The following is a 15,051-nucleotide window of genomic DNA, read 5'->3' as shown; positions in this document are numbered from 1 at the left end:
CTATGATTCGGTTGTTTCCCTGGCTCAGGCTGCCAGAGAGATGGGTTGCCCGTAGTACACCTCATCGGGCGTTTGGTATTCAAGGGTTCGGTGGTACCGGGTCTGATTGTAATGCCGGAAGTATCGGTGGAGCGCTTGCTTCAAGTGTCGGACATCCTCAAAAGCTGTGAGGTAGACGCACTCGTGTTTGACGCTGCGCCAGAGCCGTTCCACGAAGATGTTGTCATGGTAGCAGCCCTTGCCGTCCATGCTGATCCGGATGTCATGATCTTTGAGAACGCCTGTGAAGGCTTCACTGGTGAACTGGGCTCCCTGATCGGTGTTGAAGATCTCCGGCGTTCCATGGCGCTGTAGGGCCTCCTCCAGAGCATCGATGCAGAAGTCTGTGTCCATGGTGTTAGAGACCCGCCAGGACAGCACCTTGCGGCTGTACCAGTCGATGACGGCGACCAGGTACATGAAGCCCCGAGCCAGCGGAACGTAGCTGATGTCAGTCGCCCACACCTGGTTGGGGCGGTCGATCTTCAGCCCTTTGAGCAGGTACGGATAAACCTTGTGCCCATCACCCGGAATGCTGGTCCTGGGCCTTGGATACACCGCCTGAATGCCCATGGTGCGCATCAGCCGCTGCACCCGCTTGCGGTTTATCCGGTGGCCCTGGCGTTCCAGGTGGACTCGCATCTTACGAGAGCCATAGTACGGCGTTTCCAGATGCTGCTGGTCAATCAGGTACATCAGATCCAGATCCTCCTGACGCTGTTCACAAGGGACGTAGTACACCGACGAACGGCTCAGTTTGAGCAGCTCGCACTGGCGCACAATGCTGACTTGGGGATGACCACGCTCGATCATCGCCAACCGGTGTTGACGGCTTACTGATCGAGCTTGCGCGACAAAAAATCGCGTTCCACTGTCAGTCGGCCAATCTCGCGATAAAGCTCGTCAGAACTGGGCTCGCTGGACTGTTTGCCGGTCTTCTTCTTACCTTCGAAGAGGTCCGGGGCATTCTCCAGCAGCTCGCGTTTCCAGGTGCTGACCATGGTCGGGTGAATCTCGAACCGGGCAGCGATTTCAGATGTGGTCTGGTCACCCTTGAGCGCGGCCAGAGCGACTTTGGACTTGAATGATGCGCTGTATTGCTTGCGTTTCTTGCTCATGATTCTCCTCCTTGTGGAGATGATGAATCAGAGCTTAGGCACCTGTCCAAAATTTGGGGTCCACTTCACTATACAAGTCGTTACGAGCATAGAATCGCAAGCCTTTCGCAAATTGCGGCACTGAACCCGCGCTCCGCATTTAAGAGTCGGCTATCTGCAAACGGCTTTGCATAATGCGAATCGTCGTCTTGAATAACCAGCAGACACTCACTAGATAACCCGTATCACACTATTTTTTATAGCATTAAACTCTTTGGCACGGCTCTTGTTTATCAGTCCATAAAACACCACTGACAACACGCGTTCGACACCGTGTCCCAGGAGTGATCTGTGCTGAGAGCCAAAGACATACTTTGCGCACCAATACTGGCAATGTTCGTGCAAGGCTGTGCAGCCCCCGGCTTGGGCAGTACCGCCGATGAAGCCGCGCTTCAGCAGGAGCACTGGCTCGCGGACGCCGTTCGGGTCTCCGGCAAGTCCGTTTCCTACGTCAGCCCTCGGGACCCGGTTGTAGGTTATGGCATTGGGTCTCGCAGCGCTGCCGAGCCTCCGCCGGAAGTCTCACTCACCGCCACAACCGACTTGCCCTCTATGCCACTGCTCTCACCGGGAGATCGGGTTCGGGTTGATCTGCCGCCTAAGAATTTTTTTCAGGGGGTGTTCGAGACCTCTGATGACTCATTCACCGGCGTCTACGAGATCGGTTTCGACGGCACGTTGAAGCTCCCTTACGTAAGCCCGATTCCGGTTCAGGGCAAGCCTCTAGATCAAATCGAGGAGCTGGTTAACAAAACCCTGGAGCAATCTGGCTATTTTCGTCTCGGTATGGCCAGGTTGAACATTTCCATCCAGCAGTGGGCGCCAATTCAGGTAGCGGTTTCCGGTGCGGTGTTCTTCCCCGGCACTCTTGCCGTAAACCCCCGTCTGCCTGAAGCGTCAGCAGACCAAATGAGTCTGCGAGGCGGCAGCGCCTCGCTGGGCCGGTTGCTGACAAAGGCAATTCTAACCGCCGGCGGCGTGCGCCCGGATGCGAACATTGACGCCGTTGAGCTGATCCGCGGGGAGCGTGTGCATGTGATTAATCTGCGGGGAGCCGTCGCCGGTTACCAGACCTCTAACATTCCCTTAGTTCACGGCGATCACATCCGGGTTCATAGTCGCGGTTTGCCGGATCGCCGGATCATTCGCCCAACCGCGATCACGGCTCCGGGCATCCGAATCTTCATTTCCAACCTGACAATGCCGGCGCAGAACAACGCCAGCTCGGCCCTTGGCCGACATGCCACCAGCCTTCCCTACGGTTCGCAGCTTCATACTGCAGTAGTTTCCGGCAATTGCGCCGGCGGGGCCGTGTCGACCAACAGCAATCGTTACGCTGTTCTAGTGACTTCAGATCCAATCACCCAGCGTCCGATCACAGTTGAGCGCCGAATCGAACAGGTCCTGAGCCAGGCCGGTGACGTCTCTGTCAACCCCTACCTGATGCCCAACGATAGTGTGGTTTGCTACGACTCCCGGATCAGCAACGTTCGCGACATCGGACGCACTATCAGTGACTTACTGTCCCCGATCACGAGGATTCTGAGATGAGTCAGCCAATTGTCAAGGCCGGAAAACAACATGGTCTCATCTACCGGTTTTTCGTGTATGGCACCTCACTGACGCCGCTGAAGCGAAACCTGCTTTATATGTGCGTACTCATGATTTGCCTGCTGGCCGTCTGGGCGCCTATTACGGCATTCCTCACCTTCAAACAGGCCAAGTACACCAGTGAATGGACACTTATTCTACCGGGCACTGGTAATGGCCTGGCACTGAACCTGGAAAACATCGGACAGGCGACCGCCTCATCATCATCGCCCTACACCAACAGTTCGGTCGATCCAGTGGTCAACTACAAATCAATTGCCAGCAGCATGCCGGTACTGTCGGTCGCAGCGGACCAGCTTGGTATGTCCCTCGAGGAGTTTGGTCTGCCGAAAATCAAACTGGTGGATCAAACATCCCTGATGCATTTCCGGATGACCGCCACCAACGCTGAAGAGGCGCAACAAAAAGCCTATGCGCTTTACGAAGCCCTGCAGTCCCAACTGGATCTATTGCGCGATGACGAAACCCACCATCTCAGCGCAGCGAGCATGGCAATGTTGGCCGACTTCAATCAGAAGCTGGAATTGGCCCAGCAGGAGAAAGTGAAATTCCAAGTGCAATCGGAGATTGTCTCCTTTGAGCAGTACGAGGGCCTGATTACCCTCCTTGAGCAAAGCAAGCACAACTATCAGCAAATGTCGTCCGAACATCGGGCAATTAAGGCGAGGATCTACACCCTCGGCGAGGGACTGTATCTGGACGAGGCTCGCCTTCGTGCAGCGATTGCTCTGAGAAACGATACTATTTTTCAGAAAAAGCTTGCGCGACATGCAGAGATCCACGCTCAAATTGCCGCAATGAACGGTATCTGGGGCGAGAAGCACCCGCAGATGGCGCAGTTGAAAGCTGCCCACCGCGAGATCGAGCGCCAGTTGATGCGACAAGGTCGACGAACCACTCGGAACGCCTTGCTGTCGACATTTGAGCTGATTGAACTCGGCAGCCAGTCCGGCCAGAACCAGCCGCTGATCGAGCTCCTTACACTGTATTCGGAGATGAATGGTTTGCAGCAGCAGATTGAAGCGGAAAACGAATTTATTAACGAATTACAGGAGAAAATTCGCCAAAGCGCGGAGGACTCGGTGGCATTGGAAAACCTCTCGCGTAAACAGCAAGTCGCCACGGCGGTGTTTTCAACAGCGTTGGCCAAGCTCGATATCAGCAGCGCAGACCGCTTCTCCTCCTACCCTCTTGTGCAGATGCTCGCTAGTCCCACGCTGCCGCAAACCCCCGACAGGCTCCACACCAAGCTCGCCTTGGTCGGTGGCATCGGCGCCTCTCTGGCAACGTCCTTTGGACTCCTTCTGATGTGGATTCGTAAGCCATGGCTCCAGAAAATTTTGAAGAACGTATAGTTTGGTTTGCCCTTACGAAGATGTACGTCTTCTACTTTCTGGGCGCCCTCTACATTGTCGGCCCGGTGCTGGGTTGGGTTCTGTTCGCAGTTGTGTTACTTCGCTACCTGCGGAAGGATCAGGGACGGGCGCTCCCTTTTCCGGTTCTGATCTGGATCGTGGGCATGATCGTGATGTTGTTCTGTGTGGTGGTTGGCCACCTGCAACAGCATCTGAGCACTGCACAGCTGATCAAATCTTCTATCGGCTGGGCCAAGGGCTGGGCATTGATGGCTTTATTCATGCTTGCCGGTTCCTGCCTCAACATCCGTCAGGAGCTGATCGTACGAGCCACCATGAAGGTTTGCCTTCACACTTTGTTGCTGCTTCCGCTATTTATCGGAGCTTGGGTGCTCAGGCTGCCAGAAACTGCCTATGTCTCGCCACTCAAAGCCATTGGAGGGCCGGGGCCGGAATTCTTTGCCGTATCTCTGTATGAGCTCGATCCGGGTTCAGGGTTGCCACGCTGGCGCATCTTTACACCCTGGGCGCCGGCGCTGGGCTTTGTGGCCAATATCTTCTTCCTGTTCGCGATGGCGGAAAAAGAGGCCCGCTGGCGCTCGATCGGCATGATCGCAAGCGTTCTTATGATTTTGATGTCCCAGTCCCGACTCGCAATCGTCGTATTGCTATTCATTATCGGCGTGATGCTCACCTTGCACTATTTCCGGGGATGGATACTGATTGCCATGATAGCGGCCGTCTTCCAGGTGTTCGCATTTATCGGGCCATGGCTGATCGAAGGGATCGGCACTGTCTATGAAAACATCAAGGCTGCACGGGCCGACTCTACTCGAGTACGCGAGGCCCTTGCCCGAATTGCAATCGAGCGATGGCGAAGCGAGGCCCCCGTTTGGGGCCACGGAATCGTCGAACGCGGTCCTCACTTGGTGGAATACATGCCTATTGGTAGTCATCACAGTTGGTACGGGCTGCTGTTTGTGAAAGGTGTGGTTGGCTTTACTGCATTGGCAATTCCGCTGTTTGTCTCCTTTATCTTATTGATCCCCAAGATTCACACATCCGACATTGCCCGCACTGGCTGCCTGAGCTGTGGCCTGCTGTTCTTCTACACCTTCGGCGAAAACCTGGAAATTCTTGCGTATCTGATCTGGCCCGGATTAATGGCAATTGGCATGGCACATGCTGAAACATTGAAGACAGCATCTATAAAGAATATCGGCGATCAGAGAGAGTCCGCGCATGGTATCGATTAACACGACAATTGTGGTGTCCCGCTTCTGGCCGGCACGAGGTGGATCGGAAATGCATTCTCGGAGCCTGGCTCTGGGACTAGCCAGGTCCGGTCATTCGCTGCGGGTAGTCTGTCACTCATCGGATGACAAAACGACGCCAGAACTCGCTCTCACCCAACAGACATCGAAGAGCATCAACGACAGTGGGCTTTACGACATACATCGTGTGTGTGCGAGCGGTCGACTAAGGTGCATTTTGCAACGGATTGCAAAATACCATGCAAGTTGCAAGATTGTCCGCCCAATGTTCGATGTGTTGGTCCGCAGGTTGAGTCGGCAATCGATTGTGCGCTCATCTTCCAACGCCCAAGTCATCCACTCGATCTATAACGGCCTAACATCCACTGCCGAGTCATCGCTCGCCGCTGCACGCGAACTCGGCATCCCGTTTATCTGGACTCCGCTGGCCTGCACCACGCTGCCCAACGGCACCGGCTGGTCTTCAATGAGGTTTCGCAAGCTTTACCGGCAGGCCGACGCTGTCATTGCGTTGACCGACCACGAACGTCACTGGCTGATCTGCCAGGGTGCGGATCCGGAGCGAACTTTTGTTTGTCCTATGGGACCGATGGTCGAGGCCCCAGCCTCCCAGACGGAATTCCGCCGCCGATACGGGCTGACCCACTCACCGGTAGTCCTTTTCCTTGGCCGGCACGATCAACACAAAGGCTACCAGCGAGTTCAGCAGGTAATGCCCCTGGTTTGGAAACACCATCCTGAGACCCAGTTTTTGTTCATCGGCCCACAGACCTCAGAATCTGCAAAGTCATTCCACAACCTGTCGGATTCGAGAGTCACCATGATTGAGCACATCTCCCAGGCTGACAAAAATGCGGCGTTGGCCTTGTGCGACTTTCTGTGTGTGCCGTCATCACTGGAGTCACTGGGTGTCGTTTATCTAGAGGCCTGGCATTACCGAAAGGCCGTCATCGCCCTGGAAATCCCTCTGCTCAGAACCGTAATCACTCACAACGTGGATGGCTTGCTGGTTAAGAGCGGGTCCACCAATCTCGGCGACGCCATCTGCCACCTGCTCGATTATCCCGAGGAAGCCATTAGCCTCGGTATCAACGGTCAGCAAACAGTTTCTGAGAGGTACTCGTGGCCTTCCATCATCGAGCGTCACGAAATCATTTATCGATTTGCTATCGAGAATCCACGCCTTAACAGCCAGGAGACGATGCTATGACAAACAGCACAGACAATAATGAGATGAACGCGAGAGATGAGAGGAACGAGATGATGCCTGCAATCAGTGTGGTCATGCCCATTTACAATGTAGAAGCGTTTGTTGCCCAGGCGGTCCAGTCGGTGCTAGATCAGACCTTCGAAGATTTCGAGCTAATCATCGTCAACGACTGTTCTCCTGATGCCAGCGTTTCGATCTGCCGGCGATTTCATGATCCCCGAATAAAGATTGTCGAGCATAAAATGAACCGTGGTCTGGCTGCCGCCAGAAATACCGGCATACTCTCAGCCAGAGGACATTACATGGCGTTCCTGGATTCTGACGATTTCTGGCACCCTCATAAACTGGAGAAGCATAAAGCCCATCTGGACGCCAATCCCGGCGTTGGTGTGTCTTTCTCCCGTTCCGCGTTCGTCGACCCGGAGGGTAATCCGACCCGATTTTACCAGATGCCACGTCTGACCGGCATCACACCGGATCACCTGTTCTGCAGAAACCCGGTTGGCAATGGCTCAGCCCCGGTGATTCGTAAAGAGGTGTTCAAGGACATCTGTTTTTTCGCAGACTTCATGGGTGAAACTGAAATAAGATTCTTCGATTCGGATCTGCGGCGATCCGAAGACATAGAATGCTGGCTGCGCATCGCCCTGATAACCGACTGGACTATCGAGGGAATACCCGAACCGCTGACCTATTACCGGCTCAACGCCGGTGGACTTTCCGCCAATCTATACCAACAGCTGGAATCCTGGGAGACAGTTGCGGACAGAACCAGACGGTACCGCCCCACCTTTGTCGCAGAGAACTACAAGTACGCGAAAGCCTATCAGCTGCGATACCTGTCGCGGCAAGCCATACGCCTCAGGGACGGTCGCGAGGCACGCAATCTGTTTATCGCGTCATTGAAATGCAGCTTGCACCCTCTGAAACACGAGCTTGCTCGAACGCTGTTGACTGGTGTCGCTGCACACCTTCTATTTATTTCCCCCGGGTTGTATCGAGCTATAGAAACTCAGGCGTCGACAAACATTGGCAAGTTCCAGAATCGGCAAATTCAGCGAGATATTGCGAACGCCTGAAATCATCTTTGCCAAACGCTTTGCAAATTGCAAAGCGTTTGGTTCTGCTTCTCAAAATGCGTTATCACAACCTGAAAACCTCTCCGTAGCTTCGCCCTATAAAACAGAAAATCCTGCCATTAAACGCTTTCAAGCCCTAAAAATACCCTTTTCAATCCCTAAAGTTGGCATGTTTACTGTAGTACCAAACGTAAAGGCTGCTGGCGAGATAAGATACAACCAAGCCAACGCCTCATGAGCACCAGTCCAGAGGTAACCGGAGGGAAACAGCATGACTCCAACATCATCAAGAATGAGCTCCAGTTTGCTCTATTTAGCAGAGCCGGCAACCGACCGATTACTGAACATACCGTTTGCTAACATTGATCTTGAAAGCGCTAAAGAGCGGATATTTGCTGCGCTACATGCCCAGGAGTCCACCAACCTCTTCTTCATAAATGCCCATTGCCTGAATGTTAGCCACGAAAATGCGGATTACTACCGCGCATTGACAGAAGCTGAGCTCGTGTTTCCTGATGGCAGCGGTGTTGAGAAGGGCTGCAAACTCCACGGCGGCGAGTTGGTCGCTAACCTGAACGGCACCGACCTGTTTCCCCACATATGCGAAATTGCCGCCTCCAACGGCACGCCGGTTTTTCTCCTTGGAGCCCGTCCTGGAGTGGCCGACAAGGTCGCGCAATGGGCCGCTGAGCAATACAGCGATCTTCAGATCGCAGGCGTTCAACATGGTTATTTCAGCCTCGAGGACGAAGACGCCATCATCGACAATATCAATTGCAGCGGCGCCAAACTCCTGATCGTCGCCATGGGTGTCCCCATGCAGGAGCTTTGGCTCAAGCGAGTTCAATCGCGATTACACACCCGGCTGAATATTGCTGTAGGCGGATTGTTTGATTTCTACAGTGGCCGTATTCCTCGGGCGCCCCTGTGGATGCGCGAGGCAGGTACTGAGTGGTTATGGCGGTTTCTCCAAGAGCCACGCCGCATGTGGCGCCGGTATTTTCTGGGTAATCCAATTTATATCCGTCGTGTAAAGCGTGAAGTCCAGATCAAACGCTGGATCGCCCTGTTACCGGATCATTTGACTACTCCGTGGAACCGGAAGTTTCTTGCGCTTCGAAGCCAGCTATCTAAGGCACGGTACCGGTTCGAGATTGCCGGGTCGGAAAAGGCAAAGCGGCTTTCGGACATTGTTCTTTCAAGTTGCGCGTTACTGGCTCTGTTACCGCTGTTTCTCATGGTCGCAGCGGCCATCAAGATTGAGAGCCCGGGCCCGGTATTTTTCGGCCAGGTCAGAGCCGGCGTTCGCGGCCGCCCCTTCAAGCTGTGGAAGTTCCGCTCTATGGCAGAGGATGCCGAGGCCCGCCGTGCCGAGCTTGAAGCTCTGAATGAGATCGACGACGGCGTTACCTTCAAGATCCGCAACGACCCTCGTGTGACCCGCGTGGGCAGAATCATTCGCAAGCTTTCCATCGATGAACTACCTCAGTTCTTCAATGTGTTGCGCAATGAAATGTCCATCGTCGGGCCCCGTCCCGGACTGTATGCAGAAATCGCGAAGTACGAACTCAGCCAGAGAATGCGCCTGGACATCAAACCCGGCTTGACCTCCGAATGGGTAGTTGCCGGCAGAAACAACCTGTCGTTTTCAGAGCAGGCCGCGCTGGATGTGGATTACCGAAACCGCCGATCATTCTGGCTCGACCTAAAGCTGATGATTAAAACCGTTCCCGCCGTGCTGGCTGGACGAGGTGCAAGCTAACATGACAGAGGGATAAACCATGAAACAAGCCCTAGTATTTGCTGATCGCGATGGTCGTGAACTCAACCCACTGAACGAAAACTACTCACCGGCCATGCTGCCCATTGCAGGCCGCCCGGTGCTGGAAAACACCCTTATTCTTTGTCAGGCGGCAGGGATTGACGAAATCTGGCTAGTAACCGGTGACAATGACTTTGAACTGCGCAGCTATTTCGAGTCCGGTGCGCGTTGGAGCCTCGTCATCAAATATCTTCGAGCACGCGCTGGGGAGCACCCAGCCAATGTCAGAAAGCGAATTGGTTCACGCTTGGATTCCGGTGTTGTAGTCCTCCGGGGAGATATCTATCGGTCTCTGGATTTGCTGACGAAGGCACCGGACGGACAGTCGGACACCTCGGAGTTTAAGCGTGAGCTATACGACTGGATCAGTGAACATCACGTGAATCAGAACCTAGACCCCCTGGCATGGCCACCAAGCAGCAACACAGCTGAGTTCAGCGGCGAGGCCCACCACTTGATTAAGAGCCTCAAGGACTATCATTACCTGGCAACCAATGAGAGCGCCAGTGCCGTGGAACTCATCCAGCCAGGCGCTCAAAGCGACCTACACCATTCCAGCATTGAATCCGGAACAACGACCCTCGGCGACTACAGTCGAGTTGAAATTGGGGCGCGCTTGAACGGCAATAATGCCATCGGTAGCAGCTGCTTAATCTCACGCGGCGCGGCCCTCGAGAACGCTGTTATTATGAACGGCTCCTTTGTGGGCAGTGGCATGCAATTAAGCAACTGCATCGTGGATCATTCCCGAGTTATGCGTGTGGACTTGGGAGTCTGCCTGGATGTGGAAGACCCTTTTTTCGTGTCATCAAACGCCAATCCCATTAACACCTCATTCGTGTTAATCGTATTCCAACAGGCGCTCGCAGCTGTCCTGTTGTTGCTGACTCATTGCGGAGTTGGCTTCTTCAATCCTACCCCTGAGCACCGGCGATGCACACAACGGCGGTTAGCGAGAGCCTGTAAAGGCGAAATCCGATTGTTCGGTCGTCCCAGAACGACCGCCCCTGACATCTCTCCCAACATGCCGTGGACTGAAGCCTATCTGGCCGTCCCGGAAGGTGCCATCAGCCCCGCAGAGCTTCAGTTTGGTTCCAACGCCAGTCCCACGGTCATATCTTTAGCTGAGATTGAATCGAATAGACCGTTATCGATCAGTGTTGTCGCGCGGCTAACCTGCGCTTACTTTCGTCGCTCTGTAGTGGTTCAATGATTCCTGATTTAGCTCATTCGAATGAAATAGGTATCCCTTACACCGGGCAAGGACCGCTGCGGCCCTGCCCGGTCAGAACTCAGGCTGATGCCATTGCCGGATTATTTACTGTCCCCGAACGGCGATGCCGAGCCGCCAACCAGAACAAGGGCAACTGTGCCAGGGCGGCCAGTGCAAGCCCCGCCCAGGGCGTGAGGCCGATCAGACCTTGCTCAACCAAGGCGCTACCGGAATGTTCACCTAGGGTAATACCCAGGTTGAATGCCGAAATATTTAAAGCCGAGGTAAAAGCCACCGCTTTTGGCGACCAGCGCTCGGCGGTTTCGAGCATGCCAGTCTGGAACCCCGGCGACATGCCGAAAGCCAGGACACCCCAAGCGAACAGCAGCGGCACCATGACATACTGATTGGACATACCAAGCGCCATTGCAACCATGACAACCGCCACGCCAGCCAGCATGATTCGGAGTGTTCGGGCCCAGCCATAGTGCGCAGCCCAGCGCCCTCCCATGAGATTGCCCACCAGGGTCGCAACACCAAAGACAATCAGCAGAAGACTGGCGGTTCCGGATGAAAACCCGGTTTCGTCCGTCAGAATCGGTGTTATGAACGTAAACGCGGCAAAGCTGGCTCCAAAGCCCAAAATCGTGATCGACATCATCACCAGAACTGGCAGCGTTTTTAAGGCCTTGAGCTGCTGCGCAGCAGACACATCAGCCTCGTGCGGCTGTTTGGGTACCCACAACGCGATAGCCAGTAGTCCGACAGCGGCTAGCGCCACCACGCCGAAAAAGGGCAAGCGCCATCCGAGTTCATTGCCAATCAGGCTACCCATCGGCACGCCAATCACCATCGCAAGCGTGAGCCCGGCAAACATGGCCGCTATTGCACGGCTGGCCTGCCCTGGGGGCGACAAGCGCGCAGCCACCGTTGCACCAATGGCAAAAAAGCTGCCGTGAGCGACCGCAGTGAGAATCCGGCCTGCCAGCAAAATCTCATAAGAGCTGGCGAAGGCTGAGATCAGGTTGCCGGCCAAAAACACCGACACCAACGCGAACAGAAGCGCCTTTCTGGGTACCCGCCCAGCGGCGATAACCAGAATGGGGGTACCGACGGCAAGTGCCAGCGCATAAAGGCCCACCAGGCTTCCGGCTGTCGCGACCGTCACGCCCAAATCGTCTGCAATTGCCGGCAACACACCAACAACGATAAATTCGGCAACGCCAATTGCGAAGGCGGTTACCGCCAGCGCCCAGACACCGGGATGCATTCGTTCACTTTTGCTCATATCCGCCCCGCTGCATAAAGTGCAATGGTTTGATCATCCTCCACCGTGGCGCCAGCAACACCAACCGCACCAACGATCTTTTCGTTCTCCTCGTGCAACACCAGGCCGCCACCAAAACTGATCAGCCCGCCGTTGGTATTCTCGATGGTGTAGATGGAGCCGCCTGGGTGGGCTTCCGCACCGAGTGCATTGCTATCGGCACGGAAAAGCGCGGCGGTTCTTGCTTTCTTGGTGGCCACGTCGATGGTGCCAGGGACGGCGTTTTCCATACGAACGAATCCTTTCAGGAGGCCTGAAGTGTCGGTAACCGCCACGCTGATGGCAAAGCCCTGCTCGGCCGCGCGCTCGCAGGCCCGGTTGATAACAGCTTGAACGTGAGTATCGGTGATTGAGTCGAACATAGTGCAGCTCCGTGATGTGTGTGAGCTGCTGATTATTCCGACAATCTGAACGCGGGATAAGGGGGGTGGCCTGTTTACCGCCTATAGTTTGATAATGTCGAACATTTCCTTGAACACCTGTCTCGCTAATCGGTTCAGCGTCGGTTCATCAAGAATTTTCGAGGAGCCGGCAACCCCGAGTGCGGCTTCTACACGGCCGTGACGCCGCAGCGGGATCGCCAGGCAATTCAGACCGGGTTCGGCCTGCTCGAGATCCAGTGCGTAGCCTACTTCGGCGATCTCTTTAAGTTCCGTTTCGAGTGCTGCGCCGACCTTGTCCGCGCGTCGCAGGCTGCGAAGCAAATCAGGATTAAAAGCCAGGAACACCTTGCCGATGGCCGAAGTCGTAAGCCCTTCCCGACGGCCCCTGGGGCTGCCGAACCGCAGACTGCCGGCGCCTTCGATGGCATCTACATACAGATATTCCCTGGAACCGCAAGGCACGGCGAGATAACAGGTTTCGCCACACCGTTTGGCAAGACCCTCAAGAGCCGGCGCGAACCGTTCCTTGAGTTCAAGATCCTGATCAGCCAGGGGCTGGGCGATTTCACGGATCCTCAACCCTAGCCCGTAGCGTGTGCCATGTCGGGTAACATACCCCATGGCAGCCAAGGTATTGAGCAGCCCATGGAGGGTACTTTTGTTGAGCCCCACCCTTTCGGCAAGATCGGTCAGCCGGGCCTCTCCGCCTTCGGCGGCCAGAGCCTCGAGTAACAACAACGCGCGTTCCACCGACTGAATGCGCTTGTTTTCGTCGATCATGCTTCCTGTATCCCTTAAGACCAATAGCCATTCGAAACCTGAACCAGCAAATCCCGTATCCAGATATTCAGAGGATCCTGCGATGAGCGCTGGTGCCACACGGCGATCACGTCGAATCCGGGAATCTCGGCATTCAGCTCAATCGGCTGCAATGAGTCGTCAGGCAGGAGTCGCGACGGGATAAAGCCTATAAGGTCAGTTTCAGAAATCGTTGCTTTGGCCGCAGTGAAAGTTGGCACCGAAAGCATGGCTTGGCGCGGATGCCCCTGGTCTTCAAACCAGCGATGGACGGCGCCGGTAAAATCTCCCCGCGAAGGCGACACCACGACCTGAGGCATCTCAGCGATCTCGGCAACCGACATAATGCTGCGAACCGCCTCATTGGCCTTCCCTGCCACACAGACATAGCGCTCAGAATAAAGGGTTAACGACGGATAACTCGGCGGTGCAAACTTGGGATTGGTCAACACCAGATCCACGGCGCCATCCAGCAGGTCGCTTGCCATCTCATCCAGTTCGAGTTTTTTCACGGCCAGCCTGAGGCCCGGCGCTTCTTGTCTCAGGCGCTGCATCAGAAACGGCAGGATGGTTTTCTGCTCCAGATCGGTGGAGCTGATGGTGAAGGTGCGCGTGGTTGTTGCCGGGTTGAACTCGTCCTGCTCCAGTAACTCGCCAACGGCATTCAGGATGACGTCCAGCTTCGGCCCCAGCGTTCGGGCATAGGCCGTTGGAGTAACGCCATTGCCGCTGCGGATAAACAGGCGATCATTGAAGGTGGCGCGGAGCTTTTTCAGCTGATCGCTGACTGCCTGCTGAGTCACCCCTAGCTGATCCGCCACTCGAGACAGGTTGCGTTCGCGAAGCAGGCACTGGAGCGTTCGCAACTGTTTAAGGTCGACCCGGTTTAAAGCGTTCACTTGTATCTCTTACATCAAACCCTTGTTTCAAATCCTATCGGCTACTCCCTAAGCTGGCAAACCAAGAATCCAGCAACCCTACCCGCAAGGAGGAGCCATGTTCAGCATCAACTACGTCCAGCCCGTCGGCGACCTGGAGTACGACCAGCGATACAAGGGTCCTGGTGCCTCCGAGCTCACTCAATCTGTCGACCCCCGACACATTGAAGTCACGGACATTCGTAGCCAGGCCAATGACTTCAACCTGGACGACCAGGGCTTCGAAGCAATCCGGGTCGCCTTTGACTTTGACGACTACCAGAATGATGACGCCATTCGGGAGCAGCTGTACCCGCAGGTGATCGATTACCTCCGTGACCGACTCAAGGCCAGCGAGGTACTGATCTTTGACCACACCTACCGGTCAACCAATCGTCAGGACCAAACCATCCATAATCGGGCGCCGGTGAAGACTGTTCACAACGACTATACCGAGAAGTCTGCGCTCCACCGTATGCTCGAAGAAACCGAGCAACGACCAGAACTTCGTGACCGCCCTTACCGGTTGGTGAACCTGTGGATGCCCGTCGGCCACCGTGTCGAGGAATCACCATTGGCCGTCCTGGACATCAACACCGTGGCTGCGGATGACTTTCATCGCATCAAACTGGTTTACCCCGATCGCATCGGTGAGATAGCCGGAATTTCCTACAACCCGGATCATCGCTGGTACTACCTGTCAGATATGGAACCCGGCGAGGCCCTGTTGCTGAAAGTGTTCGATTCACAATCTCCCGAGGGCATCTTTGGCACCCCACACGCCGCAACCGACCCCGCGGACACATCGGCCAGCGCCCGCAACAGAAACAGCCTGGAAGTGCGAGTCATCGCCTTTAACTGAGGAA

At 55.2% G+C, this 15,051-nt stretch carries 14 protein-coding genes; 9 read left to right on the top strand and 5 right to left on the bottom strand.

Annotated features, from left to right (window positions below):
- Window positions 1–24: 24 nt before the first annotated feature.
- A protein-coding gene (locus J2887_RS09960; RefSeq protein WP_227175848.1) for an IS3 family transposase occupies window positions 25–1,157 on the bottom strand; the annotation gives its coding sequence in 2 pieces (ribosomal slippage) (window positions 25–887 and window positions 887–1,157; 1,134 coding nt in all).
- A gap of 330 nt (window positions 1,158–1,487) precedes the next feature.
- Here J2887_RS09960 and J2887_RS09955 point away from each other — a divergent pair.
- From J2887_RS09955 to J2887_RS09920, 8 genes are read left to right on the top strand one after another with little or no spacing between them, the layout of a single operon-like run.
- Window positions 1,488–2,747 (top strand): polysaccharide biosynthesis/export family protein, encoded by a 1,260-nt coding sequence (locus tag J2887_RS09955; protein ID WP_227175847.1) that lies wholly within the window; start codon window positions 1,488–1,490, stop codon window positions 2,745–2,747.
- Window positions 2,744–4,162: a hypothetical protein gene (locus J2887_RS09950; protein WP_227175846.1), complete on the top strand. Its 1,419-nt coding sequence runs from the start codon at window positions 2,744–2,746 to the stop codon at window positions 4,160–4,162. Before J2887_RS09955 ends, J2887_RS09950 begins: the two co-directional genes overlap by 4 nt.
- Window positions 4,132–5,418 carry an O-antigen ligase family protein gene (locus J2887_RS09945; protein WP_227175845.1) on the top strand — a complete coding sequence of 429 codons (1,287 nt, stop codon included), beginning with the start codon at window positions 4,132–4,134 and terminating at the stop codon, window positions 5,416–5,418. The genes J2887_RS09950 and J2887_RS09945 overlap by 31 nt, the downstream gene beginning before the upstream one ends.
- Window positions 5,405–6,646, top strand: coding sequence for a glycosyltransferase family 4 protein (locus J2887_RS09940; RefSeq protein ID WP_227175844.1), 1,242 nt, complete (start codon window positions 5,405–5,407; stop codon window positions 6,644–6,646). The genes J2887_RS09945 and J2887_RS09940 overlap by 14 nt, the downstream gene beginning before the upstream one ends.
- Complete coding sequence (locus tag J2887_RS09935) at window positions 6,643–7,725, top strand: glycosyltransferase family 2 protein (RefSeq protein WP_227175843.1); 1,083 nt, start codon at window positions 6,643–6,645, stop codon at window positions 7,723–7,725. The genes J2887_RS09940 and J2887_RS09935 overlap by 4 nt, the downstream gene beginning before the upstream one ends.
- Window positions 7,712–7,963 (top strand): hypothetical protein, encoded by a 252-nt coding sequence (locus J2887_RS09930; protein WP_227175842.1) that lies wholly within the window; start codon window positions 7,712–7,714, stop codon window positions 7,961–7,963. Before J2887_RS09935 ends, J2887_RS09930 begins: the two co-directional genes overlap by 14 nt.
- Window positions 7,964–7,996: 33 nt before the next feature.
- Window positions 7,997–9,487 carry a WecB/TagA/CpsF family glycosyltransferase gene (locus J2887_RS09925; protein ID WP_227175841.1) on the top strand — a complete coding sequence of 497 codons (1,491 nt, stop codon included), beginning with the start codon at window positions 7,997–7,999 and terminating at the stop codon, window positions 9,485–9,487.
- Window positions 9,488–9,506: 19 nt separating this feature from the next.
- Window positions 9,507–10,760, top strand: a complete 1,254-nt coding sequence (locus tag J2887_RS09920) for a sugar phosphate nucleotidyltransferase (protein WP_227175840.1) — start codon at window positions 9,507–9,509, stop codon at window positions 10,758–10,760.
- Between the two features lie 79 nt (window positions 10,761–10,839).
- Here J2887_RS09920 and J2887_RS09915 read toward each other — a convergent pair whose 3' ends face one another.
- From J2887_RS09915 to J2887_RS09900, 4 genes are all read right to left on the bottom strand, one after another.
- Entirely contained in the window at window positions 10,840–12,048 is a 1,209-nt protein-coding gene (locus tag J2887_RS09915) for an MFS transporter (protein WP_227175839.1), read from the bottom strand.
- Window positions 12,045–12,449, bottom strand: coding sequence for a GlcG/HbpS family heme-binding protein (locus J2887_RS09910; protein WP_227175838.1), 405 nt, complete (start codon window positions 12,447–12,449; stop codon window positions 12,045–12,047). The genes J2887_RS09915 and J2887_RS09910 overlap by 4 nt, the downstream gene beginning before the upstream one ends.
- A gap of 81 nt (window positions 12,450–12,530) precedes the next feature.
- Window positions 12,531–13,250, bottom strand: coding sequence for an IclR family transcriptional regulator (locus tag J2887_RS09905; RefSeq protein ID WP_227175837.1), 720 nt, complete (start codon window positions 13,248–13,250; stop codon window positions 12,531–12,533).
- Window positions 13,251–13,264: 14 nt separating this feature from the next.
- Window positions 13,265–14,167, bottom strand: coding sequence for a LysR family transcriptional regulator (locus J2887_RS09900; protein WP_227175836.1), 903 nt, complete (start codon window positions 14,165–14,167; stop codon window positions 13,265–13,267).
- A gap of 97 nt (window positions 14,168–14,264) precedes the next feature.
- Here J2887_RS09900 and J2887_RS09895 point away from each other — a divergent pair, with 97 nt between their 5' ends.
- Window positions 14,265–15,047 carry a CmcJ/NvfI family oxidoreductase gene (locus J2887_RS09895; RefSeq protein WP_227175835.1) on the top strand — a complete coding sequence of 261 codons (783 nt, stop codon included), beginning with the start codon at window positions 14,265–14,267 and terminating at the stop codon, window positions 15,045–15,047.
- Window positions 15,048–15,051 lie beyond the last annotated feature (4 nt).

This window comes from Marinobacter sp. CA1 (assembly GCF_020546665.1).
GTDB classification, from domain to species: domain Bacteria; phylum Pseudomonadota; class Gammaproteobacteria; order Pseudomonadales; family Oleiphilaceae; genus Marinobacter; species Marinobacter xestospongiae.
Note: the sequence above shows the minus strand (reverse complement) of the source record. Positions and strands in the feature narration are given on the sequence as shown.

Bases quoted from the DNA above. Each gene is read 5' to 3' on its own strand.
- J2887_RS09925 (WP_227175841.1), top strand. From the start codon at position 7,997: ATGACTCCAACATCATCAAGAATGAGCTCCAGTTTGCTCTATTTAGCA.
- J2887_RS09895 (WP_227175835.1), top strand. From the start codon at position 14,265: ATGTTCAGCATCAACTACGTCCAGCCCGTCGGCGACCTGGAGTACGAC.
- J2887_RS09910 (WP_227175838.1), bottom strand. From the start codon at position 12,449: ATGTTCGACTCAATCACCGATACTCACGTTCAAGCTGTTATCAACCGG.
- J2887_RS09950 (WP_227175846.1), top strand. From the start codon at position 2,744: ATGAGTCAGCCAATTGTCAAGGCCGGAAAACAACATGGTCTCATCTAC.
- J2887_RS09935 (WP_227175843.1), top strand. From the start codon at position 6,643: ATGACAAACAGCACAGACAATAATGAGATGAACGCGAGAGATGAGAGG.
- J2887_RS09905 (WP_227175837.1), bottom strand. From the start codon at position 13,250: ATGATCGACGAAAACAAGCGCATTCAGTCGGTGGAACGCGCGTTGTTG.
- J2887_RS09915 (WP_227175839.1), bottom strand. From the start codon at position 12,048: ATGAGCAAAAGTGAACGAATGCATCCCGGTGTCTGGGCGCTGGCGGTA.
- J2887_RS09945 (WP_227175845.1), top strand. From the start codon at position 4,132: ATGGCTCCAGAAAATTTTGAAGAACGTATAGTTTGGTTTGCCCTTACG.
- J2887_RS09920 (WP_227175840.1), top strand. From the start codon at position 9,507: ATGAAACAAGCCCTAGTATTTGCTGATCGCGATGGTCGTGAACTCAAC.
- J2887_RS09940 (WP_227175844.1), top strand. From the start codon at position 5,405: ATGGTATCGATTAACACGACAATTGTGGTGTCCCGCTTCTGGCCGGCA.